This window comes from Sphingomonas paucimobilis NBRC 13935 (assembly GCF_000739895.2).
Taxonomy (GTDB): Bacteria; Pseudomonadota; Alphaproteobacteria; order Sphingomonadales; family Sphingomonadaceae; genus Sphingomonas; species Sphingomonas paucimobilis.
Genome location: NZ_BBJS01000029.1, coordinates 1 through 25,154 on the forward strand (window position 1 = coordinate 1; position 25,154 = coordinate 25,154).

A 25,154-nucleotide genomic window follows, 5' to 3' on the forward strand; every position below is an offset into this window, starting at 1 on the left:
GGGGTGTTCCGGTCGGCGAAGTGAGACCTAGCTCATAGCTGGCGACACCCCTCCACTATGCTGCGCATGGTCCCCCTCCCCTTGCAGGGGAGGATGTTTTTTAGATCAGCCCCAGTTCCACCAGCTTGCCGACCAGTACCGGCGGCATCGTCTCGATCCCCGTCGCGGCGCCACTCAGGTCGGGCGGGGCGTCCGCCGCCTCCAGATAGCGCCAGCCCTGATGCGCCCGCTTGGGCAGCGCCTGGACCAGCACCAGCGCCGGATCGATATGGATCGCGCAACGCCCGCCCTCGGCCTCGCCAAAGGACAGGATCGGCGACCGCGCGACCAGTTGATGCTTCAGAATCCAGAAGAGCGATCCCTGCCCCGCTACCTCGTCATGCCGTTTGGGCAGATAGCGCGTGGTGAGGAAGACCGGGCCGTCCTTCGCCCGCAAGGCCAGTCGTTCGGCCAGATGATCGATACTGGCCGCCCCGAACGCGACCTTGGTCAAATGCAGCGCCATGTCGCCGCCCATGTGGGGGCGGAGAGCTGGTTAGGCTAGGTCGTGATGATGTTCGATGGGCCCAATTTCGTCATGGCCAGCCGTGCAAAGCGATACGGGGCGTCTTGTCTGAACGCTGGACAGACCGCGCCCCATCGACTGAAATAGGACGATTTTTTTCTACCCGGCTAATCCACGTCTGCGAATGACGCGTGGGCTTCTCTTATGGCAAACTGTTGGGACATATCGGCGGCCATCATGGACCGTACGAGGACCAGGGTCGAGGGAGGCCAAAATAGCGTATCCGATTCATCGATATGAGGCATTCGCGGCACTGACGCCCGGCGAGGCGCGGGCGCTGGCTGAACTGGGCGATGGCGAGGTGGTCCGGCGGCGTGGTGAGATTTTCCAGCGCGAAGGCGAGGCGACCAACGGATTCCATCTCCACGTCCGGGGCTGGGTCACCTCGTCCATCGTCCTGCGCAGCGGCAACCGCCTGATCCAGAAGGTGCATCTGCCCGGCGACATGCTCGGCACGCCCAGCATGGTGTTACCCGAGGCGGCCGACACGCTGACCGCGGTCACCGAGTCCGTCACGGCCTTCGTTCCCTATGAACGCTTCGGCAAGCTGTACGAGACCTTCCCGCGTCTCGCCGCGCTGTTCACCATCGCGACCCAGATGGAACGGCTGGCGCTGATGGATGCACTGGCGATGACGGGCAACGCCTCGGCACGCGAGCGGATGGCCCGACTGCTGGTCGATTTCCATACGCGGCTCAGCCCGATCGACCTTGTGGTCGATGACGGCTTCCACCTGCCGCTGACGCAGGAGATCATAGGCGATCTGCTGGGGCTGACGGCGGTGCATGTGAACCGCACGATCCGGGGACTGGAAGAAGAGGGGCTCCTGGCGCGACAGGGACACCGATTCCAGTTGCTCGACCTGCCCGCGCTGCGACGCCTGTCCTCGCTGCCGCCACGGCGGCCGAAGTTCGAGCCCAACTGGCTGCCACCCGCGCGCTGAACCCCTTTGCCTTCCCCGACGAAAAAGGGCGCCGGTGGAACCCCACCGACGCCCTTTTCGATTTCCGGCGCTAACCGTCAGTCGCTGTTCAAGCGGCCTGCGGCAGAGCGGCCTTCGCCTGTGCGACGATCGCCGAGAAGGCTTCGCCCTCGTGCATCGCGATGTCGGCCAGGACCTTCCGGTCCAGTTCGATGCCTGCCAGCTTGCACCCGTGCATGAACTGCGAATAGGTCAGACCCTCGGCGCGGACACCGGCGTTGATACGCTGGATCCACAGACCACGGAAGGTCCGCTTCTTAACCTTGCGGTCGCGATACGCATATTGACCAGCCTTTTCGACGGCCTGGCGCGCGATGCGGATGGTGTTCTTGCGACGGCCATAATAGCCCTTCGCCTGATCCAAAATCCGCTTATGCTTCGCCTTGGTGGTCGTGCCCCGCTTGACGCGTGCCATATCTCTCTATCCTTCCAGAAATCAGTTCAGGCCGTAAGGCGCCCAGGCCTTCACGGTCTTGGTGTCGGCATCGGACAGGACCGAGGTGCCGCGGTTCTGGCGGATATACTTGCCGTTATGGCTGATCAGGCGGTGGCGCTTGCCGGCGACGCCGTGCTTGAGCTTGCCGGTCGCGGTGAGCTTGAAGCGCTTCTTGACGCCGCTCTTAGTCTTGAGCTTGGGCATTTTGGTCCTTTCGCTATGAGCAAGGCAGAAACGGCCGCGGCAGCCCTGATGGCCGGGCCGTTCGTGACACCTCGCTCGGGAAGCGGGCCGCTTAGACGAAGTGACGCCGGAATGCAACCGATAGCGCCGGCACCCGTCCGGGGGAACCGCCGCTTCGCTCGGACGCTTGGAAAGGCCATGGATCAGCTATCCGCGGCCGAAACGAACGCCAGCCCCGCCGTCCGCCGCGCCCGGTGGCGGCGATGGGCATTGCGGGTCGGGGTTGGCCTGCTGCTCGTCATCGCCGCGATCTGGCTGGTGCTGTTCGTCACCAAAGGGCGTTTCCTGCGCCATCCCTTCGAATCGGTCGTGGGAAAGCTGACCCACCGAACGGTGACGGTGGGGGGCGACTTCCAGCTCTATTTCGCGCCCTGGCGGATCAAGTTCGTCGCCGAGCGGATCGCCATCTCCAATCCCGATTGGGCCAGCCGCCCCAATTTGTTCACCGCCGACCGGATCGATTCGCGGATCGCGCCGCTGTCGCTGCTGTTCGGCAAGCGGCGCTTCACCTGGCTGGAATTGACCAACGGCGCGGTCGATCTGGAATGGACGCCCGATCACCGCACCAACAGCTGGACCTTCAGCCAGAAGAAGGGTGGCAAGCCGCTGGAATTTCCCCGGATCGACACGGCCAATGTCACGGGGACGACGATACGCTATCGCGATCCCCGGATGCGGGTGACCGCCGACCTCGCACTGGACGATATCCGGTCGCAGGATGCGCGCATCGGCCAGGCGGTCGGGGTGCGCGGCAAGGGCGTGATCCGCAGCACGCCCTTCAAACTTACCGCGCAGCTTCTATCGCCCGATGCGACCGCCAATCGCGGCAAGAACGAACTGATCGCGCGGATGCGCGCGGCCGGCAATGTGATCGATGTGGCGGGCACCCTGCCCTCGATCGCGGATATCGAGAATGTGCCGCTGCGCACGCGGGCCCGTGGCAAGGATATGTCGACCCTGCTCGACATCATCGGCGTCGTCATCCCGCGCACTCGTACTTATGATTTGCGGGCCCAAATGGTGAAGGATGGCGAGGCCTATCGCTTCACCCGCATGGCCGGCACCTTCGGTGACAGCGACCTGGCGGGGCGGCTGACCGTCACCAATGGCCAGCGGCTGCACCTCGATTCGGCGCTCACCACCAAGAAACTCGACATCATCGATGCCGCGCCGTTCATCGGCTACAATCCCGATATCGTCGCGACCAAGGGCGCACAGGCCGCCGCCGCTGCGACCGGTGCGGGCGCGCAGCGGCTGTTGCCCGATGCGGCATTGCCGGTGGCGACGATGCAGCGCTTCGATGCCGATCTGAAATGGACGATCGGCACGGTCCGATCGCGCAAGGTGCCGATCTCCAATGTCGATCTGACGCTGGCGCTCGATCGCGGCAAGCTGACCCTCTCGCCGTTGCGCTTTGCCATGGCGCGTGGGGACGTATCCTCCGACCTGGTGTTCGACACGCGGCCCAGGCCCAGCCGCATCGGCTATGACATCCGCCTGTCGCCGACGCCGCTCGGCCGCTTGCTCGCCGGCTGGGGCGTGGCGGAGGCAGGGACGAGCGGCACCGTGAAGGGCCGCATCCAGTTGCAGGGGCGTGGCGACACCATCCATGATTCGCTGGCCAGCGCGAACGGGCGCATGGCCTTCATCCTGCCCGCCGGCTCGCTCTGGACCCGCAATGCGCAATTGGCCGAACTCGACATCGGCACCTTCGTCCAGAAGATGTTCGAGGAGCGACTGAAGGAACCGGTGCGGATCAATTGCGGGCTGATTGCCTTTACCGTCCGCAATGGCGTGGCGGCGGCGGACCCGATCCTGATCGACACGTCCAAGAACGTCATCGTCGGGCGCGGCGGCTTCAGTTTCCGCAACGAGGCCATCGACATGGCGATTCGCGCCGACGCCAAGAAGTTCAGCCTGTTCTCGGGCCAGTCGCCGGTCGGCCTGACCGGCAATTTCGCCGCGCCGGGGATCAACCCGATCAGCGGCGATCTGCTGGCGCGGGCAGGCGCCGGGCTGGGCTTGGCAGTCGTTGCGACACCGCTGGCGGGGGTGCTGGCGTTCGTCGATGTCGGCGACGCCAAGGCGGCGGCATGCGGCCCGGTATTGTCGGGTGCCCGCGCCAATGCCCAGCGTACGACCAAGGGCGCGCCGCGTGACGATGTCGGCAATGGCACCACCGCCAAGTCCAAGGACGGCCGCCAGACAAAAGGTGAGGCCAAGGCGCAGCGCAAGAAGTTCCTGGGAATCTTCTGATCCTCCCCGGCCCGAGGAGGGGGGAGCCATGCGCAGCATGGTGGAAGGGCATGCTGCAAGGAACGTCCTGTACGGCATCCCCCCGTCAGGCCTTGCGCCTGCCACCTCCCCTCGTAGGGGAGGTCCTTCAATCAGTGATCATGCCCATGATCATGCGGCACGTTACGCAGCGCCTCCAGCACCTCTTCCGTGCGCGCGGGATCGCCGATCGCCAGCACATGGCCCGCGCTGTCGGCGGTCAGCGGATCGCCGTTCCAGTCGCACATCCGTCCGCCCGCGCCCTCGACCACCGGCACCAGGGCAGCGAAGTCGTGCAGCTTCAGCCCCGATTCGCAAACGATGTCGACATGGCCGCTCGCCAGCAGCCCATAATTGTAACAGTCGCCGCCATAGACCGGCCCCTGGCGTGGGGACTGGCCGCTGATCGCGGTGACCAGCGCCATATAGTGCGGCACATCCTCGTCCTCGAACAGATGCGGGCTGGTGGTCGCGATCGTCGCACCTTCCAGTGCCGCGCAGGGCCGCGTCCGCGCCGGCTGTCCGTTGAACAGGGTCGGCCGCCCCATCACGCCCAGCCAGCGCTCCCCGGCGATCGGCTGGTCGATGATGCCCAGCACCGGCCAGCCATTGTCGACCAGCGCGATCAGCGTGCCGAAGATCGGCCGCCCCACGGTGAAGCTGCGGGTGCCGTCGATCGGGTCGAGCACCCATTGCCGCCCGGTCACCCCATCCTTGACGCCATATTCCTCGCCATGAATGCCGTCACCCGAGCGCTCGGCCTCCAGGATGCGCCGCATCGCCGCCTCCGCCTCGCGATCGGCCAGGGTCACGGGCGAGTTATCCGCCTTGATCTCCAGCCCCATTTCACGGCGGAAATAAGGGCGGATCGCCGCGCCCGCAGCGTCGGCCAAAGCGAGGGCCAAGTTGATATCGGATTTATGCACGGACATGAGACAGGCGATAGGATAGCATCACGCGATCAGCAATGGACGGCGTCCATGCGAAAGGTTACGCGTTAACCTTGTTTTTGGAGGGATTCATCGCGATGCGTGTCTTGTTCGGCGTCTTTCTTGCGCTGCTTGCCGTCCCGGCCAGCGCCGCCTTGCGCCCGGGCGCTGTGGCTCCCGATTTCACGACGCGCGGCGCGGTGGCGGGCAAGGTCTTCACGCTGAACCTGAAGGATCAGCTACGGCACGGCCCCGTCGTCCTGTATTTCTTCCCCGCCGCCTTCACCAGCGGGTGCAGCGCCGAGGCGCGCGCCTTTGCCGAGAAGATCGACGCCTTCCGCGCCGCCGGCGCCCGGGTGATCGGCATGTCGGCCGATCCGGTCGACAAGCTCGCCGCCTTTTCCAAGGCCGAATGCGCGGGCAAATTCCCGGTGGCCAGCGCAGGCCCGGCGATCGTGAAGGGCTATGACGTCGCGCTCGGCCGCCAGATGGAAGGGCGCGATATCACCTCGCGCACGAGCTATGTCATTGGTCGCGATGGCCGAATCGCGTTCGTGCACGACGATATGAACCCCGCCGAGCATGTGGCCACGACACTGGCCGCGGTGCGTGGACTGACCGCCAAGCGCTGAGTATAGCGCGGCCGGGGGCTAGACATGAATCAAGGGAAGGATGTCCAATCGACGCGGGATCGCCGCCAGGGTAACCTGGTACCCGCAACGATTGCGATGGATAGCGCGGGTATCGCGCGATGACATCGACGGACAAGCTATATCAACGCATCGGCCAGTTTCTGGAGGATCACCGCCTGGTCCCGGACCCGGCGCATTATGCGTTCGTCCATGCCATCCTGACCCAGCCGAACAGCAGCCTGGCCAAGGCCGCCGCCGCGCTGATCGACGGCGGCGTGCGTTTGCATCAGGATGATATCCAGCGGCTGGGCGGCCCTACCGCCGGGCAGCGTCAGGCACCGCCGCCCGCGCCCCCGACGCGCGACCATCTGGTCGACGCGGCCGCGACCCGCACCGATGCGCTGGCGGAGCAGACCCAGGATCATGTCGAGACCCTGTCAGCGATGATCCGCACGATGCAGGCCGACACCTCGGCGTTCAGCGCCAATCTGGAACGCAGCGCGGCGGAGATTCAGCGGGGCGAACCGATCGGGCTGGCCACACTGGCCAAGCTGACCGGCGAGATGCTGGAGCGTATCCATGACAGCGAGCGGCGGCTGGAACAGGCAACCGCAGAGGCCGATGCGCTGCGCGAAAAGCTGGTCGAGGCGCGCGCCTCGGCCCGCCGTGATCCGCTGACCGGGCTGGCCAATCGACTGGCGTTCAACGAGTCGATCGGACAGTGTTTCCAGTCGCCGGAGTCCTGCTATCTCGCGCTGTGCGATGTCGACCGGTTCAAGCGAATCAATGACGAACATGGCCATGCGGTGGGCGACCGGGTGCTCAACGCGATCGGCCAGATCCTGAGCGAGGAAGGGCGCGGTCATTTGGTCTGTCGTCATGGTGGCGAGGAATTCGCGATCCTGATGACGAAATTGACCATGACCGAGGCCAGGGCGCTGATCGACCGGGCGCGCGATGCGGTGCGCGAAAAGCGGCTGCGGGTACGCGAAACCGGAGAAGCGATCGGTGAGGTTACCTTCTCTGCCGGCATCACCGCCTTCCGCCCCGACGACACGCATGAGACGGTGTTCGCGCGTGCCGATGCCCTGCTCTATCGCGCGAAGAATGAAGGCCGCAACCGAATCTGCGCCGACTGAAAATTCCGCCATCGGGTGGCGGAATTTTCCCATTGGAATGGCGCAATTTGCTGAAATCGATGCAGCCTTTTTATTTTCTCTTATATTTCAATGGTTTAGAAAACTGGCACGCCCCCTGCAAAGCTCCCAGCATCGGTCATCAGCCAGTTGGTGACCGGATCGACAAAGGGAGTTTTGCCATGTTCCAGACCGTTCAAGCCCGCCAGTTCCTCGTTTCCTGCCTGGGTGCCCTGGTGTTCGCCGGGCTGGCCATCACCAGCGCCGCGCCGATCTTTCCGATCGCCTGACGCTCATGCGTCAGACGCTCGCCATAGGCCGGGTCGTCCTGTCTCGACGCCCGGCCTGATGGCCGCCTCAGGAGGTCAGGCGATCGCGCCGACCGGCCCCACGGGCGCTTCCTCCTCGCGCGAATAGGTCCCGGTCAGCACTCCGGCAGCCAGCACATGCCCCGCCATCGCGTCCAGCATCGCCCCGCGCCCCGGCGTCTCGCCGCCGATCTCAACCACCGCATCCAGCGCGAACAATTGGAAGACATAACGATGCTCGCCATGCCCGCGCGGCGGATCGGGCGGCAGCCAGCCCTCGCCCAGATAGGAATTGCGGCCGACATCGCCCTGCTCGGCCGAACCCGGGCCATCGGCGACGATCGCCCCCTCGGCCAATTCACCGGCCCGCGGCGGCAGGTTCCATAGGATCGCATGGACCAATGGCTGCGGTGTCGGCGCGTCGGCATCCTCGACCAACAGCGCCAGCATCGCGGTGCCTGCCGGCGGGTCACTCCAGAAAAGCGGCGGGGACACGCCTGCGCCATCGGCGGTAAATCGTTCGGGCAGGCGAGCCATGTCGCCAAAGGCCGGGCTGTTGAGCGACAGGCTAGCTGTTGGGACCAGATCGGCCCGGGTGATAGCCAGCGACTCGACGCCGGCGCGCCAGCCGCTCATCGCCTTGCCCAGCCAAGCGGGCAGATGTTCGAGCATGATCCTCTCCTTGCCTGTATCTCAGCCTTTACCGGGTGCCGGCGGGCACAGCGCGGGCACGCCACACGCTCAGCGTATCGATCGCGCCGCGACATTCGGTCATCACCGCCGCGCTCAGCAGGCGGAAGCGCGTCCCGTCCCAGCCATATTGCGCCGCATCCCCACAATCGCCGAGCCCTCGCCCCTTGGCCCAGCTCGACAGACGGCCGTCAGGCGACCAGTCGGTGTTGACGAGCGTCTGGGGTTGGCCGGGCGGTTTGGGCTCGCCGAAGCGGAAGGCATAGTCGAAGGCGGCGGGGGTCAGCCGCTTGTCGCGCCAGATCAGCGGCTGGACCATGTAATTATAGGCCCCCGCGCCGCAGGACAGCAGGACCAGCGTCGCGCGCGCATCCAGTCGATATGCGTCGGCACTCACCGGACTGCCATCATCGGTCGCGCAGCCGAACTGGCGCCGTGCAGCGTTGATCGCGGCGCCGGGAATGGTCGGCGCCTTACCCGGCGGTGGCGTGACGATCCGCACCACGGGCAAGGCAGGCGGCGTGCCGCGATAGGGACGTGCGCCCTTGGCCACCAGCGCCGTCTTCGTGCCCGCGCGCCGCTGACGATCGTCCATGTAGCGGAAGGCCGCCGCTGCGCCCCGCAGCGACAAGGGATGCGCGCTCGGGGTCAGGATCGCCGCCTTTCGCCCCCTCACCAGGGCGACAGCGAGTGCCTTGGCCGGTGCGCCGCGCCATGTCCCCTCGACCTGTCGGGCCAGGGGTGTGGAGGCGACGGCGCGGCCATCGATCCGGACCGTGGCCTGCGGCGCCTTGCCGGTCATGTCCGCCACCCGCACCGACAGCGCGCCATCCGCGTCGCGCCGCACCAGCAGGCCGGCATCCTGCAACATGCCGTCATCCGGCGACAGCGACGCGGCCTCGCATCTCCCTCCATTGTCGCAGGCGACGATCCAGTCCTGGAAGAGCCTGGGCTTGACCGGCACGGGATCGCCCGGTGCGGCGGCGGTGGCGGCCGGCAAAGTGGCGACCAGGATCAGCGGAGCCAGGCGGTGTCGGATCATGTCCGATCAAACCCGTCTGCTGGCGGTCGCGTTCCGAAACGGATAGGGCGTCGGGCAAAGACATAAGGAGAGTTTTGCGATGAAGTCCGTAGGTGTGATCGGAGCCGGGCAGATGGGCGCCGGCATTGCGCAGGTGTCGGCGGCGGCGGGCTATGCGGTGAAACTGGCCGACATCTCGGCCGAGCGCGCCGAGGCGGGCAAGGCGGGGATCGCCAAGGCACTCGACCGGCTGATCTCCAAGGAGAAGACGACTCGCGCCGATGCCGATGCGCTGCTCGCGCGGATCACGCCGGTGGGCAGCCTGTCGCCCATGAGCGATTGCGAACTGGTGATCGAGGCGGCGACCGAGCGTGAGACCATCAAGCGCGCGATCTTCGAGGAGGTCGGCAAGACCCTGTCCGACACCGCGATCCTGGCGACCAACACCTCGTCCATCCCGATCACCCGACTGGCCCAGGCCGCGCCCGATGCGGGGCGGTTCGTCGGCGTCCATTTCTTCAACCCCGTGCCGGTCATGGGGCTGATCGAGCTGATCCGCGGCCTCGCCACCTCGGACGAAACGGTCGCCAAGGTCGAGGCGTTCGCACAGGAACTGGGCAAGCGGGTCGTCCATGCCAATGACGCGCCGGGCTTCATCGTCAACCGCGTGCTGATGCCGATGATCAACGAGGCGATCTTCGCGCTGGGCGAGGGCGTGGCAACGATTCCGGATATCGACGCAGCCTGCCAGCTGGGGTTGAACCATCCGATGGGGCCGCTGACCTTGGCGGATTTCATCGGGCTCGACACCTGTCTGGAAATCACCCGCGTGCTGTTCGAGGGGACGGGTGACCCCAAATTCCGCCCCGCCCCGCTGCTGATCAAATATGTCGAGGCGGGCTGGTATGGCCGCAAGAGCAAGCGGGGCTTTTACGATTATACCGGCGCGGAGCCCGTGCCGACGCGGTGATTTGTTCCTCCCCGTACCGGGGAGGATCAAAACGCCCCGTGCACCCTTAGCGCGAACACCTCGGCCGGCCCGCGATCGCGGTTGTAGCCGGGATGTTCGATATATTGCGCATCCAGCGTGACCGCGAGCGAGCGGAACAGCGCTACGTCATAATAGGCCTCGGCAATCTCCTCCGCGCCCGCATGGGGCAGCTTGCCGTCGCCGACCAGCACACCCAGGCCACCCGCCGCCAGATAGCGGCGATGCTCGGCCGAAATGCCATTGGCGACCAGTGCGAGCCCGACCCGGTCCTGCGCCCGGCCCCAGCCCTTGCCGGAGAGCGACCCGCCGATTTGCGCGGTCCGGTCGATATCGGTGAAGTCATAGGGCTCGATCGACCCGTCGCTGACCCCGACCCGCGCGAACAGGCCGAGCGTATCGGTCAGCGCCTGGTCCATGTTCATATAGCCGCCGATCCGCGTCATCCGTCGCCGGGTGAGCGAAGGATCGACCACGCCGCCCGTCGCGGCGGCCAGCGCCAGCGCCTCGTCGAAGCGGCTGAACTTGCCCCGGTTGCGGAAGATGCCGAAGCGCACCGATCCCGGCCGTCCGGCGACCTCATGGCAATGCTCGATCTCGCCATCCATCTGATATTGGCCGAAACCATGCTCCAGCCGCTCGCCATTGGGAACGGTCGACAGGTTGAACAACCCGGCGCGCAGCGTCCAGTCACCGCGATAGACTTCGCCGGCGATGCCGGTGGTATAGCCCCAGGCGTCAGCGGCATAATCGAAGCTGCCGGTGTCGACGACCGCCCAATTGAGGAAGTCGCCGCGCGGGTCATGCGCATAAGGATTCGTGTCGAACACGTCGCCGACCCCGAATTTGCCGATGGTCAGCACGATCCGGTCGACGGGACGCGATCCGCCCAATTGGTTGGCGGTGCCGGCCACTCCCTCGCGCGCATCGCCGAGCGCGAATGTCTGGCGGAAAAAGGCGCGTTGCAGCCGGAAATAGGGCTCCGACCGGCCGACCTTATAGGCCTCGGCACTCGGGAAACCGGCGACGCCCAGCGTGTTGGACAGGCCGAAGCCCTGGTCGATCTCCGGATTCACCCACAGCTCGCCGCCATTCCAGGGGCGCGCGCCGAGATAGGCCGTGAGGTCGGTGGTTTCCTTGACCTGATGCGGGGTCAGGCTGTTGGGGCCGATATAGGGCGAGGTGAAACCGCCCACGCCTTGCGCCACCAGCGTGGCCTGCGCGTGCAGGGCGACATCCTCCTGGCGCGGCAGGTCCTGCGCGGCGGCGGCGCGCGCGAAGAGCAACAGGCCGCACAGCGCGGCCCGCGATACGATCCGGGTCATGAAGGGATTCCTTGAGAGCGGGCGGTCAGGCCGAGGGGCTGGTCCGGCGAATCGCCTGGGGCCGGGTGGACGCGACGGCGCGGAGCAACCGCGCGCGCTCAAGGGGAACACTGGCCATCACGGTGGCGAGCGACTGGGCGCGGACATGCGCGCGGAACATCTTACGGGTCATGGCAGACCTCCTTCGGGTTCGTGTGGTCGAGCCCGGCGGAAGGTCGGCGACAAACGGCTTTAGCGGGCCGACATCGTCGACCCCGTCAGGCCCGTCAAACGGCTGGCGAGCAAGTGGACGCGGGTGCGTCTACTGTCCTCGTCGCCGGACAAGGGACTAGATCGGGGCATTTTGATCCTATGTGCAGGCCGGCCACGATTGCAGCCGACAGGGCGCGCCATAACGCCCTCTCGTACAGAGGATCAACCCCGAATGGCGATCAGGCGATCAGCAACCCCGCCAGCGCCGCCGACATCAGGTTGGCGAGACTGCCCGCGATCAGCGCGCGGATGCCGAGCCGGGCGATGGTCGGCCGCTGGTTGGGGGCGAGACTCCCCGTCACCGCCATCTGGATCGCGATCGAGGAGAAATTGGCGAAGCCGCACAAAGCGAAGGTCACGACCGCGACGGTACGCGGCGAAAGCTGTGCCGCCTGCTTGCCCAGATCGATATAGGCGACGAACTCGTTGAGCACGATCTTCTCGCCGAACAGACCGCCGGCGATCCCCGCCTCGTTCCACGGCACGTTGAGCAGCGCCATGATCGGCTGGAACACATAGCCGAGCAACGCCTGGAAGCTGAGCCCTGGAATGCCGACCAGATTGCCCAATCCGCCGAGCAACCCGTTGGCCAGTGCGACCAGCGCGACGAAGGCCAGCACCATCGCACCGACCGCGACGGCCAGCTTCACACCGGTCTGCGCGCCCTGCGCGGCCGCCATGATGATGTTGGCGGGCTTTTCCTCGTCATGGGTGGCCTCGGCCAGCGCGATCTTCTCGTCCTCGATCACGTCACCCAGCGGCAATTGCCCGGCCGGCGGCTCGATCCGGTCGGGCATTATGATCTTGGCCATCAATATGCCGCCGGGCGCCGCCATGAAGCTGGCCGCCAGCAGATATTCGATCGAGATGCCCATCGAGGCATAGGCGGCGAGGATCGTCCCCGCCACGCCCGCCATGCCGCTGGTCATCACCGTGAAGAGCTGCGGTGGCGAGAGCCCTGCCAGATAGGGGCGGATGACGAGCGGCGATTCGGATTGGCCGACGAACACATTGGCCGCCGCGCAGAGCGATTCGACCTTCGACACACCGATCACCTTCTCGATCGCGCCGCCCAGCCAGCGCACGACGAGCTGCATGATCCCCAGATAATAGAGGATCGAGACGAGCGCGGCGAAGAAGATGATGACCGGCAGCGCCTGGATCGCGAAGTTGCGGCCCAGCGGATCGGAGGCCAGCGCGCCGAACAGGAACTTGGTCCCCTCATTGGCATAGCCGAGCAGGCCCGCAACCCCGGCCGACAAGGTCTGAAGCACCTTCTTGCCCCAGGGGACATAGAGGACGAGGACGGCGATCCCCGCCTGCAACGCAAAGGCCGCACCGACGACACGCGGGCGGATGGCACGGCGATCGGTGGACAGGGCGACTGCGATCGCCAGGATGACAAGGATGCCGGCGATACCGATGGCAAAACGATTCATGCGCGCTGCTTAACTATCCGCGTTACGGGTGGAGACATGACGCGGCCCCCCGGCTGCGCGGGGGTGCATCATAAGCATGGCGCGGGGCGACCGCTATAGTTTTGATTGGGTGATGGAATCGCGGGAAAAAATCCTCCCTTGCAAGGGGAGGAATTTATGTCACCCCGTCAGCCCCGATGCGGTCGCCAGTCCCAGAAACGCCAGGAAGCCGATCGAATCGGTCGTCATCGTCACGAACACCGACGAGGCCACCGCCGGGTCGGCATCGAGCCGATCGAGCGTCACCGGCACCAACACGCCCGCCAGCCCCGCGACGAGGATATTGGTCATCATCGCCGCCGCGATCACCAGCCCCAGCGCGGGGTTGGCGAAAACCAGGCTGACCCCCAGTCCGATCACCACGGCGACGGTCGCGCCATTCATCATCGCCACGCGAATCTCGCGCATGATCGCGCGCGCCGTATTGGACCGGGTCAACTGGTTGGTTGCCAGCGCGCGCACCGTCACCGCCAGCGTCTGCGTCCCCGCATTGCCGCCCACGCCCGCGACGATCGGCATCAGCGTGGCGAGCGCCACCATCCGCGCGATCGTCCCCTCGAACGCGGCGATCACCGACGAGGCGACCATCGCGGTGACAAGATTGGCGATCAGCCAGCGGACGCGGCTCTTGTAGCTGTCGAAGACCGGCTCGTTGATGTCGCCCTCGCCCGCGCCCGACAGGCGCAGCACGTCCTCGCCCGCCTCCTGCTGGATAATGTGAACGATGTCGTCGACGGTGATCATACCAACCAGCCGCCCGCTGGCATCGACCACGGCGGCCGAGATCAGCGCATATTTCTGGAAGCGCAGCGCCACCTCTTCCTGATCCATATCGACCGGGATCAGCGTCTGTTCGCGCTTCATCACGTCGCCGATCGCGATTCCGCCCGGCGCGCGCAGGATCCAAGACAACTGACAGGTGCCGATCGGCCGGTGGCCCGGATCGACGACGAAGATTTCCCAGAAGTCGGTGGTCAATTCCTCGTCGCCGCGCAGGAACTCGATCGTCTCGGCCACCGTCCAATGTTCGGGCACCGCGATCAGCTCGCGCTGCATCAGGCGGCCGGCGGACTCCTCGGGGAAGGACAAAGCCTCCTCGATCGCGGCGCGGTCATCGGGGTCGAGCGCGCGCAGCACCGCGCGTTGCTCGTCCTCGTCCATGTCCTCGATGATCGCCACCGCATCGTCGGTGTCGAGTTCGGAGGCGATGTCGGCGACTTCATGCGGTTCGAGCGCTTGGATCAGCTGCTCGCGCACATAGTCGTTCATCTCGGCGAACACGTCGCCGTTCAGCAGGTCCGCGACCGCGCGCGCGAGGTTGACGCGCTCCTCGTCCCCCACCAGCTCGAACAGGTCGGCGATGTCGGCGGGGTGCAGCGGCTCGACCAGCGCGCGGGCGCCTTCGTCGTCACCCGCCTCCAGCGCATCGAGGACCGCCGTCACATATTCGGGCTTCAGCCGGTCGTCCTCGTCGAGTTGCGTCTCGGGTGGCAGGGCCTCGGCTTCGAGTTCGGGGAGTTCGGTGTCGCTGATCTCGGCCTCCCGCAATGGAACATGAACGCGATGTCACGCCTCTATCCCGAGGCGCCTGCATTTGCCAGCGGGCACGGGAATGCCTACCTGCGGCACATCAACCAAGGAAGACCCTTATGGCCGAGACTTTTTCCAAGCTGACCCTGACGCTCGACAGCGGCGATGTCGTCATCACCCTGCGTCCCGACCTGGCGCCCGAGCATGTCGCGCGCATCGGCGGGCTTGCCAATGAAGGCTTTTACGACGGCGTCGTGTTCCACCGCGTGATTCCCGGTTTCATGGCGCAGGGCGGCGATCCCACCGGCACCGGCATGTCGGGTTCGGACAAGCCCAATTTGAAGCAGGAATTCAACGCCGAGCCGCATGTGCGCGGCACCTGCTCGATGGCGCGGACCAACGATCCGAACTCGGCCAATTCGCAGTTCTTCATCTGCTTCGACGACGCGCGCTTCCTCGACCGTCAGTACACGGTGTGGGGCCAGGTCGAGAGCGGCATGGAGCATGTCGACGCGCTTCCCAAGGGCGAGCCCCCCCGCAATCCGGGCAAGATCATCAAGGCGACTGCGGAGTAATCTTCGCGCGCCGGATGGAATGGGGGAGTCTCGAAAGAGGCTCCCCTTTTTCATGTCCGCCCGTCATGACGAACATGGGTCAGGCGTCGCGGAACGCCGGTCGCCGCCGCTCCATATTCGCCCGCACCGCTTCTCGGTGGTTCGCACCCTGCATCAGCGCCACCTGCTCGGCGCTTTCCATCGCCAGCATCGCCGCCGATTCGGTGGTCGCCATCGTGCCGAACAGCCGCTTGGCGCTGCGCACCGCATCGGGGCTGCGTTCGGCGATCTTACCGGCCAAAGCCAGGGCCTCGCCGCGCGGATCCTCGCTCAGCCGCGTGACGAACCCCGCCGCCAGCGCCTCGGCCGCATCGAACTCGCGCGCGGTATAGATCCACTCGCGCAAGGCATCCTCGCGCACGCCGCGCCACAGCGCAAAGCCGCCCATGTCGGGGACGATTCCCCAATGCACCTCGCGGATCGCGAAGCGGGTCGCCGGATGCGCGATCCGGATGTCCGCGCCGCCCATGATCTGCGTCCCCCCGCCGAACGCCACGCCGTGAACCGCCGCGATCACGGGCACCGGCAAGGTCTGCCAGCCCCAGGCCACCTGCTGCACGAGGTTCGCCGGGCCATGGGTCCGCGCCGACAGGTCCAGCCCCGCCAGATCGCCCCCCGCCATCGCCGCCATGTCGAGACCGGAGCAGAAGCCGTCCCCCTTCCCCGACAGCACCACCGCGCGCAGATCGGGCCGGTCCGACAGCGTGGCGATCGCCTCCGCCAGCGCATCGAACATGGCGCGATCGATCGCGTTCAGCTTCTCCCCGCGCGCCAGCCGGACATCGGCGACGCCGTCCGTCACCTCGATCGTCACCCGGTCCTGCATCGCTCTCTCCTTTTGCGCTGGGGCATGCCCCCGGTGTAGACCATGGGCTTATGGGGTTCGATATGGAACGCTTCGTGGCGATGGGCGGCCTGGGTGGCGGACATGGCCAGCAGCTCGGCATCGCCTATCGCGCGCATGGCGAGGATTGGGCCGAACTAGCGCTGCCCTATGACGCGCGGCTGATCGGCGATCCGACCAGCGGCGTGATCGCCTCCGGCCCGATCGTCGCGATGATGGACATGGCGACCAGCGTGGCGGTCTGGCTGAAGCGGGGCAAGTTCGAGGCGCATGTGACACTGGACCTGCGGGTCGATTACCTGCGCCCCGCCGTGCCCGAACGGACGGTGATCGGGCGCGGCGAATGCTATCGGCTGACGCGCAGCATCGCCTTTGTCCGGGGTATCGCGCATGACGGCGACCCCAACGATCCGGTCGCGCATGTCGCGGGCACCTTTATCGGAATGACCGCATGACCACGCCCCCGCGCACCGCGATTGGGCAGGCGATGGTCCTGCCGCCTTATGCCGAATGGCTCGGCTGTTCGATCGATTGGGTCGAGGGCGATCCGCACCTCGTCATGCCGTTCGGCGAGCATGTGATGGGCTGGCCGGGGCTGCTGCAAGGCGGCGCGATCGCAGGCCTGTTGGAGGTGGCGGGGATCGCCGCGCTCACCCACCGGTTGGCGGGCGACGGGTCCGCCCGGATCAAGCCGGTGACGATCACCACCAATTATCTGCGCACCGGGCGCGACCAGCATCCGACCCGCGCGGTCGGCATCATCCTGCGTCTCGGCCAGCGCACCGCCAATGTCGAGGCGGTCGCCTGGCAGGAGGATCGCGACCAACCGATCGCGACCGCACGGCTGAACTACCGCATCCTGCGCGGCTGAGGCTTGGCCAGCGCCTGTTTGATCGCGGCATTGGCAACCGGCGCCATGGCGGCATAGCCCGCTTCATTGGGATGCACGCCATCGGTGCCGAAGGCCGGGTTCAGCGCGTCACCGACATGCAGCGCCGACCAGTAATCGGCATAGGTCGCCCCGACCCGTTTCGCATAATCCTTCAACCACGCATTCATCGCGGCGATACGGGGCGCGGGCTTCAACCCCGGCTTCCATTCGAAATGATCGGCGGGCGGGATCGAGGCCAGGATGACGCGGATGCCATGCGCCTGCGCCAGCTCGACCATCGACATGATATTGGCCTGCACCTGCGCATCGGTGGTGGGGCCGGTGTTGCCCGCGATATCGTTGGTGCCCGCCATGATCTGCACTACCGCCGGGTGCAGATCGATCACGTCCTGACGAAAGCGCAGCAGCATCTGCGAGGTGGTCTGTCCGCTGATCCCGCGTCCGACCCGGCCGGGCACGAAGAATTGCGGCATCTTGCCGACCCAGCCCTCGGTGATCGAATCGCCCATGAAGACCACGCGCGGCTGTCCGGCCACGGGCGCGCCGAGCTTCGCATTGTCGTCGCGGTAGCGCGCCAGATAGCCGAAGTCATTGTGCAACCGCTCCTCCCATTCGCGGGTCCAGCGCTGCGCGTCCGTCTCCTTCTGCTGCGCGGATGCGGGCGCGGCGAAGGTCAGTGCCATCAGCGCGGCCAGGACGAGGCGGCTCACGGACGCAGCTCCGCGCTGGTGGCGGTGACGTTCCAGCCGCGAAGCGCGACGCTGGGCTTGTCCGCCTTGGCGGAGGGGTAACGGATTTCGATCACGCGCGTCTCTCCGGGCAACAGGGTGACGTAATTGTCGCTGAAATAGGCGGGCAGAACCTGGGTCCCGTCCGCATTCATGACGGTCAGCTTGGTCTCGATCGCCGGCACCGATCCGCTATTGGTCAGGGTGACATTGGCCAGCGTCTCCTCGCCTTGGCCCTGCAGGCTGGTGGTCGCGCTGACGGTGGCCGCGCCCATGCCGGTCAGCGCGCGGTAGCCCGCCTCGTCCTGCGCCTGCCAATAGCTGTTGGTGGACAGGATCTGGCCGCCTGCATCGGTCGCCTCCAGCCGGACGAGCACGGGCCCACGCTTCATCGCCGAGGCGAGATCGAGGGTCAGCGCCGGCGTCACCCCCTCGGCATTGGCAGCGATCTTCGCCTCCTGCTCGCCCTCGGACCGGCCGTCCAGCCCGACGATCTTTGCGCGCACCTGCACGCCCTTCAGCGCGTCACGGGTGTTGTTGACCAACACCACCCGGTAATCGGGCAGGTTCATCTGGACATGGATCGGCTCGGCGGCCTTCTTCACCCCGTAAAAGGCGGCATGGGTGTCATAGTCGGACGAGAAGATCTGCCACGCCGAAGACGGCCAGGCGGGCTGCGTCATCCACAGCATCCGCCCCGAATTCTCGGTCCACAGCCCCGCATTCATCCCCTCAAAAATGGCACGATAGGATTCATATTCCATCATCTGCGCCTTGCGCTCGAAATCCTCGAGGCCGGTGGCGGGGCCAAAGCGGCGTTCGAGCACGTCGGTGAAACTCTTGACCGCGCCGTTCCCGGTCTGGTGCCAGTCATGATAGGCCCAGACATCGCCGATCGGCCAGCGATCCGCCTCGGCCGGGATGGCGCGCTTCCAGGCCTCCAGCGTCGGCAGCGAGGGCGTGCCGACCTCGACCGAGAAGCCCTTGGCATGATCGGTGAAATATTCGACCGGCGGCCGCCAGTTATACGGCCCCGAGCCTTGCAGGTTCACCGCGTTGGACGAGGGCATGTAAAGCCGCGTCCCGTCCTCGGCGCGCAGCAGCGTGTCGAGCCCGTTATTGAGGATCGGCTGGGGCACACCCTCGTTCCGCCCGAACCAGGCGACGATCGAGGGGTGGTTGCGGAAGCGGCGCACCACATCGGTCGCGTTGGCGAGGAACAGCTGCGGGTCCTCGGCCTCCATATTATAATCCTGGGTCGACTCCCAGAAGTCGGACAGGACCATCAGGCCATATTCGTCGGCCAGATCGAAGAAGCTCTCCTCGGTATTCTGGCCCACCCAGTTGCGGATGATATTGAGATGCGCGTCGCGGTGGAGGCGGAAGAACGGCTCCAGATGCGCACGGTCGACGCGCTTCATGAAGTCGTCCATGCCGATATTGCCGCCCCGCGCGGCGATCCGCACGCCGTTGACGCGCAGCACGAGGTACGGGGCGAGGCGCGGATCGTCCTGCACCTTCGTCACGGCCGCCGACTGGTCCGCGCCGGGTGTGAAGCTCATCGCCCAGCCGTTCGCCGTCTTGCGGATGCCCTTGTGGCTGGTATCAATGATCCGCTGCGCCCCCCGGACGCGGTTGAGGTCGAGCGTCACCCGCTCCAGATCGCCATCGCCGTCGAACAGCGACAGGTCATAGGTCACCTGCCGCATGCCGAAACGGACATCCTTCGAATCGGACAGCGCGCCATCGACCGCCGCCGTCAGGGCCAGCTTGTGCAGCGCCGGCTCGCCATAGCCATTGGGCCACCAGAGGCGCGGATTCTTGACCGAGAGCTGCGCGAATTCGGACGGCGACAGGACGGCCTTCACCGTCTGGCCCGGGGCGACCGTCACCGGCTTTTCGACGACGACATCGTCGAACACCGCGCGCACGGTCGTCGTCACCGGTGCCTGGCCGTTATTGGTGACCGGCACCGTGATCTCGACATCGGCGACCGAATTGTCGGGCTTGGGCAGCGTCGTGACCACTTGCGGATCACCGATCACCGCCGGGCCGGTCGCGGCCAGCGTCACGCCCTGCCACAGCCCGGTGTTGCGATCGCGGACGGAGGGAATCCAGTCCCACCCTTCCGTCGCGACGAAGGTCGGGCCATCCAGCATCTGGACGCCGCCATTCTCGCCGACCCCCGCCGTCATCGATTCCTCATGTGCGAGGCCGGGATGTGGCGGCGGCGAGACGCGGACCGCGATGGCATTGCGCCCCGCCGTCAGCGTCACGGGGAAGCGGCCCCGGATGAAGGCGCCCTTCATCGTCCCCGCCATCCGGCCATTGACCCACACCTCGGCGGAATAGTTGACGCCGTTAAAGGTCAGCCACATCTGCCGCCCGGCGGCCTCGGGCGGCGTGTCGAACTCGGTGCGGTACCAGTAATCCTGCCGGGCCAGCGTCTCGGGGATGGACAGGCTGTTCAGCCCCACCGCCGGATCGGGATAGACGCCGCGATCGACCAGCGTGGTCAGCACCGTGCCCGGCACGGTGGCCGCATACCATTTGCCGGCATCATAATTGCCCTGCGACAGATCGGCGCCGCCGGGGCCGATCTTGGCCGCCTCGATCAGCCGCCAGCCATTCACCGCCCATTGGCCGGTCGCGGTGGACACCAGTGGGGGGTCCTTGGATTCGGGCTTGGCCGTGCCGCTGGTCGGGATCGGCGCCTTGGACTGGGGGAGCGTCCAGGCGTCTTGCGGGGCGGTCTGCCCCTGCATCTGGCGGGTCTGATAGGGCCAGCTCGGGCTGCCGGTCTGGAGCGCCAGGCGAGCCGGATCGGGCGCCCGCCTGGCGGCGACGCGGATGGCCAGCGGATCGACGACCTCGCGCACCATGCGGAAGTCGACCACCTTGCCGGCGAAGACGGGCAGATAGCCGCGCGGCGCCAGCGTTGCGACGCCGGGCACGGGCGCCAGGGTCAGGCCGCGCTGCACCACCTGTCGCCCGTTCACGAACAGCCGCACGACCTTACCGTCATAGCTGGCGGCAATATGCGTCCATTTGTTGCGATCGGCGTCGCTGCCGCCCTGGACCACACCGGCCTCGGTCACCAGCGCGGGCTTCCCGTCGACCAGCGCCAGGAAACGGCGCGGGCCGCCGGCCGGATCGCCGAATCCCCCGATCAGCATCGTGCCCTTGGACACGACATCGCGCGGCTGGACCCAGGCGGACAATGTCCAGTTGGGCGCCACCACCGGGCTCGCGACGATCGCGCGGCGATAGGCATCGCCGCCCTGCGGCAGATCGGCGTTGATCGGGCCCAGCGGCGGGGTGGCCGGGTTGGCGGCGGGCGGGGTCGTCTGCGCGGTGGCGGCCAGGCCCCACATCAGCGCCGTCACCGATGCCAGAGCCCCCATCGCCCCAGTCTTCGCCACGCCCATGCCCGCTCCCTTTTCGATCGTCGCCGGATAAAGCAAATGAAATGCCGTAAAGTCAAAGGCCCCGGCCCGTCTCAACTCCCGAAGCGGGCAATCGCCTCATCGATGCCGCCCCAAATGCGCGCCAGTTGCTCGGGCGTAATGGAATAGGGCGGCATGACATAGATGCTATTGCCCATCGGCCGGACGAGCAGATCGCGCTCCCGGAAATGGGCCAGCAACCGGGGTCCCAGATCGGAGAGATAATCCTGCCCCGCCCCCAGTTCGAACGCCGCGATGGTGCCGAGCGCGCGCGGGTTTCGCACCGCATCCCGCCCCGCGATCGTCGCCAGATGCGCCCGCTGCCGCTCGGCGAGCGCGTCGATCCGCGCCTGCACCGGCTCCTCGCGCCAGATCGCCAGATTGGCGGCCGCCGCCGCGCAGGCGATCGGGTTGGCGGTGTAGCTGGACGAGTGGAAGAACTGCTTCGACCGATCGGTTTCCGACCAGTGCGCCTGGAAGATCGCCTCGGTCGCCAGTGTCACCGCCAGCGGTACCGCACCGCCGGTCAGCCCCTTGGACAGGCAGAGGATATCGGGGACCACGCCCGCCTGGTCACAGGCGAAGATCGTGCCGGTGCGCCCCCATCCGGTCATCACCTCATCAGCGATGAACAGCACGCCATGCGCCGCGCATATCTCACGCATCGCGGCCAGCGTTTCGGCGGCGTAGAAGAGCATGCCCCCCGCCCCCAGCACCAGCGGCTCGACGATGAACGCCGCCGCGCCCGCCCGGCACTCCGCCTCCAGCGTGTCGAGCGTCGCCTGTATGTCGGTCGGATAGGGGATGGTGCCGACATCGAACAGCAACGGCGCATAAGCCTGGTTGTATACCCCCCGCGCGCCGACCGACATCGCGCCGATCGTGTCGCCATGATAGCTGTGTTCGAGGACGAGGATGCGGTGGCGCGGCTCGCCCCGGTGGAGCCAGTAGCCCAGCGCCATCTTCAGCGCGACCTCGACCGCCGTCGAACCAGAATCGGAAAAGAACACCCGCGTCAGCTTGGGCGGCGTGATCCGTACCAGCTCGGCGGCAACCTCCTCGGCCGGCTCATGGGTCCAGCCGGCGAAGATGATCTGGTCGAGCTTGCCTGCCTGCTCGGCGATGGCGGCGCTGATGCGGGGATGGTTGTGCCCGTGCGTGGTCACCCACCAGCTAGAGATGGCATCGATCACCTCGCGGCCATCGACGGTGGTCAGCACCGCGCCAGAGGCGGAAGCCACCTTAGGAATCGGCTCGCCCAGACCATGCTGGGTGAAGGGATGCCAGACCGGCGAGGTCATCGGAAATCCTCGCTCCGGAAATGCGCCGCGAACGCCTCGGTCAGTGTCTCGCGATTTAGCGTGGCCAGACGCGGCAGGCGGCCGAGTCGCTTCACCCCGCCGATCGCGGCGATGGTGGCCTCGCTATCCTCGACTGCGTCACCGACGAACGCGACCCCCAGCACGTCCACGCCGCGCGCGCGCAACGCCTCGATCGACAACAGGCTGTGGTTGATCGTCCCCAGCCCGGTCCGCGCGACCAGCACCACCGGCCGGCCCCAGCGGGCGAAGAGATCGGCGAACAGCAACTGCCGCGTCACCGGCACCAGCACGCCGCCCGCCCCCTCGGCGACCAGCGGCCCGTCCACCTGCGGCAGCACCAGCCGATCGATCTCGATCGTCACCCCGTCGATCTCGGCGGCCAGATGCGGCGAGCAGGGCGTCTTCAACCGATAGGCGGAGGGCAGGACCGGACGTCCGCTCAGGGCCGACACCGTCTCGGCATCGCCATGCCCTTCCTCGTCGGTTCCCGCCTGGACCGGCTTCCAATAGCTCGCCCCCAACGCGCCGGTCAGCGCGGCGGAGAAGACGGTCTTGCCGATCTCGGTATCAGTGCCGGTGACGATGATGGCGCTCATGCCAGAACCTCTTGCAATGCTTGGTCGAGGGCGAGGATGTCCGCCGCCTCGACATTCAAAGTGATCGACAGCCGCAGCCGCGCCGAGCCCACGGGCACGGTCGGCGGGCGGATGCCGCGTATGTCATAGCCAAGCGCCTGCAGCGCCTCAGCGGCGCGCATGGTGCGGCCATTGTCGTGCAGGATCAGCGGCAGGATCGGCGTGCCCTGCGCCAGCGCACCGCGGCGGCCCAGCCGCGCGCCCGCCAGCGCGATCCGGTCGTGCAGCGCGGTGCGCCGCTCGGGCTCGTCGGCCAGGATGCGAAGCGCCTCGCGCACCCCGCGTGCCATCAGCGGCGAGGGCGCGGTCGAGAAGATGAAGCCCCTCCCGCGATTGACCAGATAGTCGCGCACGATCGTCGGCCCGGCGACCAGCGCACCCTCGCAGCCCATCGCCTTGCCACAGGTGTGGAGCGTCACCACCCGCTCGCCTGCGATGCTCAGCCCCTGTCCCCGCTCGCCGAAGACGCCGGTGGCATGCGCCTCGTCCACCACCAGCATCGCATCGTGCCGATCGGCGGCCGCCTGGAGATCGGCGAGCGGCGCGGTGTCGCCGTCCATGCTGTAAAGGCTTTCGACCGCGATCCACACGGTGCCCTTGCCGCCCTGGTCGCGCCATGCCCGGATCGCATCCTCGAAGGCCGATGCATCGTTATGCGCCGCCGCCACGGCCTCGGCACGCGACAGGCGCATCCCCTCATGCATGCTGGCATGGACGAGCGAGTCGTGGACGATCAGGTCGCCGCGCTGTGGCAGCGTCGCCAGGATCGCGACATTGGCACCGTAGCCCGAGGAGAAATACAGGCTCGCCTCCGCCCCGAAGAACGCGGCGGCGTCCGCCTCCAGCGCCTCATGTTCGGGGTGATTGCCGCGCAGCAATCGCGATCCGCCCGACCCAACGGGGACGCCCTCCTCGACCGCGGCGGCGATGGCGGCGGCGAGGCGGGGGCTGTTCGCCAAGCCCAGATAATCGTTGGACGCGAAATCCTTGCCACGCTGCGGGGCCAGCACCCGCAATCGGTCCCGCGCGGCCAGTCGGGCCAGATCGGCGCGATGAAAGTCCAGCATGGGGGCTTCCCTACCCAGCTAGGCAGGAGAGCGGAACCCGGAAAGGTTAGGGATTCCCGTGGCCTTCGACTTCGCTCCACCCGCCGTCAGGCAGGCTCCGCCAAGGTCACGATCGAAACCCCCGGGGTCATCGGCACACGGCCGACCAGATGCCGCTCCAACCGGAAGATCGCCTCGAACGTTTTGTTGAGCGGCGCGGGCGGTGGCGAGTCGTCGCTGTCGTCGCGCCCCGTGATCCGTCCGGCGATCCGCGCGGCCGCGGCGAGCGGGAAGAGCAGCGAGTTGAAATAGCCGAGCTTGCGGGGTTTCAGGCCCGCCTTCTCGATCGCGGACCCCAAGGTCGTCTTCGAATACCGACGATGGTGATGGTTCACCACGTCATGCGCCGACCACATCCATTGATGCGCCGGGACCGCGATCAGGATCTTGCCACCCGGCTTGAGGCACGCCTTCATCGCGGCGAGCGCGGCGACATCATCCTCGATATGCTCGACGACATCGAGCACCGCGATCAGGTCATAGGCGTCGCGCTCGATCCCCGGCAGCTCGGGCAGCGGCGCATCGCCGACCGGACGGCCGAGTCGCTCCGACGCGATGGCGCGCGCGGCGGGATCGATCTCGATCGCGTCGACCGTGCCGAACGCGGCCAGCATCGGCAGATTATGCCCGGTGCCGCAACCGATCTCCAGGATGCGGGCGGCCTTGGGCAGCTTGCCATAGCGGGTCAGATAATCGGCCAGAATGTCGCGACGGGCGCGGTACCACCAATGGGTGGAATCATGCGCCGCCATGCGGTCGTAAACGATACGGTCCATGA

26 protein-coding genes are annotated in these 25,154 nt (G+C 66.8%); 9 read left to right on the forward strand and 17 right to left on the reverse strand.

Translation table 11 applies throughout. The features are described from left to right. Positions 1-100: 100 nt before the first annotated feature. Positions 101-505, reverse strand: a complete 405-nt coding sequence (locus SP6_RS09460) for a DUF1489 family protein (protein ID WP_007406688.1) — start codon at positions 503-505, stop codon at positions 101-103. A gap of 361 nt (positions 506-866) precedes the next feature. On the opposite strand from SP6_RS09460, the gene SP6_RS09465 reads away from it, so the two are divergent. Further along, a complete protein-coding gene (locus SP6_RS09465; RefSeq protein WP_007406657.1) occupies positions 867-1,508 on the forward strand; it encodes a Crp/Fnr family transcriptional regulator in 642 nt (213 codons plus the stop codon). Between the two features lie 88 nt (positions 1,509-1,596). On the opposite strand, the gene rplT is transcribed toward SP6_RS09465, so the two are convergent. Next, positions 1,597-1,962, reverse strand: a complete 366-nt coding sequence (rplT, locus tag SP6_RS09470; protein WP_007406685.1) for a 50S ribosomal protein L20 — start codon at positions 1,960-1,962, stop codon at positions 1,597-1,599. Positions 1,963-1,983: 21 nt separating this feature from the next. Next, positions 1,984-2,187, reverse strand: coding sequence for a 50S ribosomal protein L35 (gene rpmI / locus SP6_RS09475; protein WP_007406658.1), 204 nt, complete (start codon positions 2,185-2,187; stop codon positions 1,984-1,986). Between the two features lie 177 nt (positions 2,188-2,364). Here rpmI and SP6_RS09480 point away from each other — a divergent pair, with 177 nt between their 5' ends. Beyond that, positions 2,365-4,482 carry an AsmA family protein gene (locus SP6_RS09480; RefSeq protein WP_007406664.1) on the forward strand — a complete coding sequence of 706 codons (2,118 nt, stop codon included), beginning with the start codon at positions 2,365-2,367 and terminating at the stop codon, positions 4,480-4,482. 131 nt (positions 4,483-4,613) lie between these two features. Here the strand turns inward: SP6_RS09480 and SP6_RS09485 are convergent, their stop codons facing one another. Beyond that, complete coding sequence (locus tag SP6_RS09485; protein ID WP_037569842.1) at positions 4,614-5,432, reverse strand: inositol monophosphatase family protein; 819 nt, start codon at positions 5,430-5,432, stop codon at positions 4,614-4,616. 95 nt (positions 5,433-5,527) lie between these two features. Between SP6_RS09485 and SP6_RS09490 the strand changes: the two genes are divergently transcribed. The 3 genes from SP6_RS09490 (at position 5,528) to SP6_RS09500 (ending at position 7,487) form a co-directional block, all read left to right on the forward strand. Next, positions 5,528-6,061 (forward strand): peroxiredoxin, encoded by a 534-nt coding sequence (locus tag SP6_RS09490; RefSeq protein ID WP_007406689.1) that lies wholly within the window; start codon positions 5,528-5,530, stop codon positions 6,059-6,061. A 119-nt stretch (positions 6,062-6,180) separates the two neighbouring features. Further along, positions 6,181-7,200 carry a GGDEF domain-containing protein gene (locus SP6_RS09495; protein WP_007406668.1) on the forward strand — a complete coding sequence of 340 codons (1,020 nt, stop codon included), beginning with the start codon at positions 6,181-6,183 and terminating at the stop codon, positions 7,198-7,200. A 47-nt stretch (positions 7,201-7,247) separates the two neighbouring features. After that, positions 7,248-7,487 (forward strand): hypothetical protein, encoded by a 240-nt coding sequence (locus tag SP6_RS09500; RefSeq protein ID WP_126053154.1) that lies wholly within the window; start codon positions 7,248-7,250, stop codon positions 7,485-7,487. 75 nt (positions 7,488-7,562) lie between these two features. Here the strand turns inward: SP6_RS09500 and SP6_RS09505 are convergent, their stop codons facing one another. Continuing rightward, complete coding sequence (locus SP6_RS09505) at positions 7,563-8,177, reverse strand: YbhB/YbcL family Raf kinase inhibitor-like protein (protein ID WP_007406669.1); 615 nt, start codon at positions 8,175-8,177, stop codon at positions 7,563-7,565. 28 nt (positions 8,178-8,205) lie between these two features. Then, the gene (locus tag SP6_RS09510) at positions 8,206-9,237 is read right to left on the reverse strand and encodes a DUF1176 domain-containing protein (RefSeq protein WP_007406666.1); all 1,032 of its coding nucleotides are present in this window, start codon (positions 9,235-9,237) and stop codon (positions 8,206-8,208) included. A 79-nt stretch (positions 9,238-9,316) separates the two neighbouring features. On the opposite strand from SP6_RS09510, the gene SP6_RS09515 reads away from it, so the two are divergent. Further along, positions 9,317-10,186, forward strand: a complete 870-nt coding sequence (locus tag SP6_RS09515) for a 3-hydroxyacyl-CoA dehydrogenase NAD-binding domain-containing protein (protein WP_037569843.1) — start codon at positions 9,317-9,319, stop codon at positions 10,184-10,186. A 26-nt stretch (positions 10,187-10,212) separates the two neighbouring features. Here SP6_RS09515 and SP6_RS09520 read toward each other — a convergent pair whose 3' ends face one another. The 4 genes from SP6_RS09520 to mgtE form a co-directional block, all read right to left on the reverse strand. After that, the gene (locus SP6_RS09520; RefSeq protein ID WP_007406674.1) at positions 10,213-11,529 is read right to left on the reverse strand and encodes a carbohydrate porin; all 1,317 of its coding nucleotides are present in this window, start codon (positions 11,527-11,529) and stop codon (positions 10,213-10,215) included. 25 nt (positions 11,530-11,554) lie between these two features. Then, a complete protein-coding gene (locus tag SP6_RS20925) occupies positions 11,555-11,701 on the reverse strand; it encodes a hypothetical protein (RefSeq protein ID WP_007406679.1) in 147 nt (48 codons plus the stop codon). A gap of 259 nt (positions 11,702-11,960) precedes the next feature. Next, entirely contained in the window at positions 11,961-13,220 is a 1,260-nt protein-coding gene (locus SP6_RS09525) for a NupC/NupG family nucleoside CNT transporter (protein WP_007406695.1), read from the reverse strand. Between the two features lie 159 nt (positions 13,221-13,379). Further along, the gene (mgtE, locus tag SP6_RS09530) at positions 13,380-14,792 is read right to left on the reverse strand and encodes a magnesium transporter (RefSeq protein WP_037569850.1); all 1,413 of its coding nucleotides are present in this window, start codon (positions 14,790-14,792) and stop codon (positions 13,380-13,382) included. 116 nt (positions 14,793-14,908) lie between these two features. Between mgtE and SP6_RS09535 the strand changes: the two genes are divergently transcribed. After that, positions 14,909-15,364: a peptidylprolyl isomerase gene (locus SP6_RS09535; RefSeq protein ID WP_007406660.1), complete on the forward strand. Its 456-nt coding sequence runs from the start codon at positions 14,909-14,911 to the stop codon at positions 15,362-15,364. A gap of 79 nt (positions 15,365-15,443) precedes the next feature. Here SP6_RS09535 and SP6_RS09540 read toward each other — a convergent pair whose 3' ends face one another. Continuing rightward, positions 15,444-16,229, reverse strand: a complete 786-nt coding sequence (locus tag SP6_RS09540) for a crotonase/enoyl-CoA hydratase family protein (protein WP_007406676.1) — start codon at positions 16,227-16,229, stop codon at positions 15,444-15,446. A 62-nt stretch (positions 16,230-16,291) separates the two neighbouring features. Between SP6_RS09540 and SP6_RS09545 the strand changes: the two genes are divergently transcribed. Next, entirely contained in the window at positions 16,292-16,702 is a 411-nt protein-coding gene (locus SP6_RS09545) for a PaaI family thioesterase (protein ID WP_227876564.1), read from the forward strand. After that, positions 16,699-17,118, forward strand: coding sequence for a PaaI family thioesterase (locus tag SP6_RS09550; protein WP_007406659.1), 420 nt, complete (start codon positions 16,699-16,701; stop codon positions 17,116-17,118). Before SP6_RS09545 ends, SP6_RS09550 begins: the two co-directional genes overlap by 4 nt. Here the strand turns inward: SP6_RS09550 and SP6_RS09555 are convergent. The 6 genes from SP6_RS09555 to SP6_RS09580 form a co-directional block, all read right to left on the reverse strand. Then, positions 17,097-17,849, reverse strand: a complete 753-nt coding sequence (locus SP6_RS09555) for an SGNH/GDSL hydrolase family protein (protein WP_007406678.1) — start codon at positions 17,847-17,849, stop codon at positions 17,097-17,099. The two genes, SP6_RS09550 and SP6_RS09555, sit on opposite strands and share 22 nt — an antisense overlap. Beyond that, complete coding sequence (locus SP6_RS09560; protein ID WP_233420097.1) at positions 17,846-21,295, reverse strand: glycosyl hydrolase 2 galactose-binding domain-containing protein; 3,450 nt, start codon at positions 21,293-21,295, stop codon at positions 17,846-17,848. The genes SP6_RS09555 and SP6_RS09560 overlap by 4 nt, the downstream gene beginning before the upstream one ends. 71 nt (positions 21,296-21,366) lie before the next feature. Beyond that, positions 21,367-22,614, reverse strand: coding sequence for an adenosylmethionine--8-amino-7-oxononanoate transaminase (locus SP6_RS09565; protein WP_007406661.1), 1,248 nt, complete (start codon positions 22,612-22,614; stop codon positions 21,367-21,369). Further along, a complete protein-coding gene (gene bioD / locus SP6_RS09570) occupies positions 22,611-23,231 on the reverse strand; it encodes a dethiobiotin synthase (protein WP_007406693.1) in 621 nt (206 codons plus the stop codon). The genes SP6_RS09565 and bioD overlap by 4 nt, the downstream gene beginning before the upstream one ends. Beyond that, entirely contained in the window at positions 23,228-24,337 is a 1,110-nt protein-coding gene (locus SP6_RS09575) for an 8-amino-7-oxononanoate synthase (RefSeq protein WP_007406662.1), read from the reverse strand. Before SP6_RS09575 ends, bioD begins: the two co-directional genes overlap by 4 nt. Before the next feature lie 86 nt (positions 24,338-24,423). Continuing rightward, the gene (locus tag SP6_RS09580; protein ID WP_007406677.1) at positions 24,424-25,152 is read right to left on the reverse strand and encodes a class I SAM-dependent methyltransferase; all 729 of its coding nucleotides are present in this window, start codon (positions 25,150-25,152) and stop codon (positions 24,424-24,426) included. Between the last annotated feature and the right edge of the window lie 2 nt (positions 25,153-25,154).